Source organism: Microcystis sp. M53603_WE2, from assembly GCF_030065435.1.
The window spans coordinates 1-3,304 of record NZ_JASJFF010000431.1 but is presented as its reverse complement, the minus strand read 5'-3'; the positions used below and the strand labels follow the sequence as shown (position 1 = coordinate 3,304).

The window sequence follows — 3,304 nt, the reverse complement described above, 5'->3', positions numbered from 1 at the left end:
CCCTATGTGGTTGCGGTGTCAATCTGCCGGAAGGATGGGTTTTACAGGAAATTTTCGAGGATTGGTTAATTGATGATCCCGATGGTCAACCCATCGAAACTTTTCGCCGAGTTCGCGATGAAATTAAGGCTAAAGTTGTCGGATTAATTGAACAGTTAAGTAGGTAGTTGTTAAAAGTTTTCAGATCCCCACCTTATCAAGGAGTTTGGGTAGGGTTGATTCATGAATCAACCCTACTATGAATCAACTCTACTATGAATCAACCCTAGGAGGGGCAGGGGGGATCAGAGGCAAAATCTATTTTTAATTTAATTATAACTACTTACTTAAGTTAATTTCTCCCAAATTTTTGCGGCTCTCTTATCGTTTGTGTGATCGATTTTAGCGATCAAATCTGTCTTCCTCTCTCTGTCCTTTGTGCCTTTGTAGTTTATCCCCAAGAGGAGCTTTTTTCTAGCCTATCCCTTGGGGGAGAAAAATAATAAGGGGAACCACAGTTGATGAAGAATATCTTCATTAATCCGACGCACGGCTAACCATTCCAACATATTGGAACGATGGCAGGTAGCCACTGCGATGGCACTGATGTCATCTTCTTCCGCTGCCGTCAAAACTTCTAATACAGGTGTTCCTTGTCGCACTTGGCTCTGTACTTGCAAACCGAGTTTTTCTAGTCGCACTTGCACCGATTCTAATTCCCGACGGGCATCATTTAAACGGTATTCGGTGACACTGGGATCGCGACTGATATTTTCCACTACCCGGACGAGGAGACATTGCTCAAAAGAGCCGGGGGCGCGAGTTGGGGCGTATTTTTCCATCTGTTCAATTAGATAAATTGCGTCGGGACTGCCATCGTAGGGAATTAATAAATGTTTCCAGAGATGTTGACAGCGCAGGGCTAATTCATCGCGAGTATAAACTGATAATAATTGCGGTCGGAAAATCAGCAGCGGAATATCGGTAATACCTGCGATCGCTAAACTGGTACTACCGAATAATTTTTCTTGGACAGCACCGCGCATGGGATTTCCCATCAAAATCACGTCAATAGAGTGATGCGCGAGGATTTCCCGCACGGCATCCACGGGACGACGGTTAGAGATTTCGACAATAACTGTCATACCGTCGGGAATATTTGCTAAAGCTGGGGATAATTTTTCTTTAGCCGCGTCAATTTTCCCTTGATCTACGGCAGCTAGGGTGGGTTGTTCCCAAACCGGAATACTGTGGAGGAAGATAACTTGTTTTAAGCCGCTCAGGGCTAAGTGTGGCACACAATGGACAAGACGATGGAGACCATCGAAAAGATCTGTACAGATCAAAGCGCGCTCGAACATAAATTAACCCCTAGCAATTCGGTTATTCTTCCCTAAGAATAGCTAAAAAGGTGAAGAAATGCGCCCCGCATCCCTAGCTCGTTTCCGCAGAAACCCAGCCGGAGAAAGAGGTCGCCCGCAGGGGTGAAATGAGTTACTGGGGGGCCCAGGGATTAGAATCTAGACCCCACTGGTGTTTGAGAAAAGCTTTGTACATATTTTCTCTGACCATCATTTGTTCGTAGAGCTTGATCAGGAAATCCTGCGCTTGCTCCTGACTCATTTTTTCTACCTGAGTCTGAAAAGAACGAATGTTGAACTGTTGTTCTAAGGAAAGTTCGATCGGTTGAGACATGGTGTTCCTCCTCGATGAAGACAGTGGTTGATAACAAGCGAGATGGGTGATGGGTATCACCTTTTTTAACTAATGTAACAAATACTTGACAAAGTGTCAATGTATCTGTAAAGGGGGTTTTGCTTTTTCCCTCCCGTTAGCTAGGATACCCCGCCGCCAAAAGGAAAGAAGCATATAATGATACATTTAGCAAGAGTTTTCATAAAATTTTGCTTACTGTGAACAAATACTTAAGTAGTTATACTTAGGCAGCCCAGAGCGAGAGAAAATATTTGACAAATTGTGTAAACATTCTGTAATAATCGAAGAGAGCGACATAAATCGGGTAAGTTGAATGATTAGGCCTGTTAAAAGCTAAAAACGTAACCCCTAGATTCCGTCCCTCTCGTTGAAATCGTTAAGGATAGTCAAAATTGACGGCCACAGCCGCTATCGTGCAGAAACTGCAAGCTTATCGCTGGGAAACATCCTCCTTAGCTCTGTTTGCCTTAAAAAAATCAGCATACAGGCACGGAATGTCGCACAAGTTTTTACATCACCCTATACTTGGAGGAATCCATCATGTCCGTTCGTCTATACGTTGGTAATTTGCCCAAAGAATCCGTCGAGCGCGAAAAATTACAGGCGCTTTTTGCCGATGAAGGGGATACGATCACCACTAAAGTCATCAAAGATCGCAAAACTGGCAAATGTCGCGGTTTTGCCTTCGTTACCGTCCCTAGCGATGAACTAGCCGACCAGTTTATCGAAAAATACAACGGTCAATCCTTCATGGAAAACCCGATCAAAATCGAGAAAGCTCTCCCCCGCAGCAAGGGAGGTAAAGAAGAAGGAGAAGAAGCAGAAGGCACGGAGGCCAGCGTAGAAACCCCGGAAAAAGTCGAAAGACCGACTCCGAAACCGACGACAGCAGCACCGCGCAAATCCAGTAGTGGTGGTGGCGGCGGCAAAAAACGCAAGGCTGAACGGGGTGGCAATAATGCCCCGAAAGTTACCAGCGATGGTGACGCTTTACAGCCAGATCCCCGTTGGGCTAATGAATTGGCTAAACTCAAGGAAATGTTAGCAGCTCAGGCCACTAATCCCTAATTCCATTGACAAGAGGGCAAGGGATAGCCGATAACTAAGAGGTTCAAAATATCGCTTTTAGGAATGTGCATCATGACAGCAATCGATCCGGTCATTCTCATGAAACAGGAGGTCGGTAAGGCCGCCGCTAATCTAGTTCAATCTAATTCGGTCGTGGGATTGGGAACTGGTTCAACGACGGCCTACGCGATCGAGTATCTGGGCGCTAGACTGCAAAGCGGGGAAATCAGCAATATTGTCGGGGTTCCTACTTCTTTTCAAGCGCAAGTTTTGGCTAGGAAGTACGGAATTCCCCTCACTACCCTCGATGTCATCGCAAAGATGGATATCGCTATCGATGGGGCTGATGAGGTGGATCCCCAGAAAAACCTGATTAAGGGTGGCGGTGCTGCCCATACTCAGGAGAAAATTGTCGATAGTCTCGCCGATATTTTCGTTGTGGTGGTGGATGGCAATAAGCTGGTGGATAAGTTGGGATCGACTTTTCTTTTGCCGGTGGAAGTGTTACCCATGGCCATGACTCCGGTGATGCGAAAATTGG

Annotated in this window: 5 protein-coding genes; 3 read left to right on the top strand and 2 right to left on the bottom strand. The window is 45.7% G+C overall.

The genetic code is table 11. The features are described 5' to 3' along the window. Positions 1–167, top strand: a 167-nt coding sequence (locus PX481_RS09005; protein ID WP_502888591.1) for a low molecular weight phosphatase family protein, incomplete at its 5' end; no start/stop codon positions are given. Between the two features lie 291 nt (positions 168–458). Here the strand turns inward: PX481_RS09005 and PX481_RS09000 are convergent. Together PX481_RS09000 and PX481_RS08995 are read right to left on the bottom strand one after the other, a co-directional pair. Further along, entirely contained in the window at positions 459–1,340 is an 882-nt protein-coding gene (locus tag PX481_RS09000; protein ID WP_002757730.1) for a universal stress protein, read from the bottom strand. 133 nt (positions 1,341–1,473) lie between these two features. Further along, a complete protein-coding gene (locus PX481_RS08995) occupies positions 1,474–1,674 on the bottom strand; it encodes an NblA/ycf18 family protein (protein ID WP_002739006.1) in 201 nt (66 codons plus the stop codon). 561 nt (positions 1,675–2,235) lie between these two features. On the opposite strand from PX481_RS08995, the gene PX481_RS08990 reads away from it, so the two are divergent. Together PX481_RS08990 and rpiA are read left to right on the top strand one after the other, a co-directional pair. Continuing rightward, complete coding sequence (locus tag PX481_RS08990) at positions 2,236–2,763, top strand: RNA recognition motif domain-containing protein (RefSeq protein WP_002757731.1); 528 nt, start codon at positions 2,236–2,238, stop codon at positions 2,761–2,763. A 72-nt stretch (positions 2,764–2,835) separates the two neighbouring features. Next, a partial coding sequence (rpiA, locus tag PX481_RS08985; RefSeq protein ID WP_288094455.1) for a ribose 5-phosphate isomerase A occupies positions 2,836–3,304 on the top strand: 469 nt, incomplete at its 3' end.

Coding starts and splice junctions, on each gene's coding strand:
- PX481_RS08995 (WP_002739006.1), bottom strand. CDS start 1,674: ATGTCTCAACCGATCGAACTTTCCTTAGAACAACAGTTCAACATTCGT.
- PX481_RS09000 (WP_002757730.1), bottom strand. CDS start 1,340: ATGTTCGAGCGCGCTTTGATCTGTACAGATCTTTTCGATGGTCTCCAT.
- PX481_RS08990 (WP_002757731.1), top strand. CDS start 2,236: ATGTCCGTTCGTCTATACGTTGGTAATTTGCCCAAAGAATCCGTCGAG.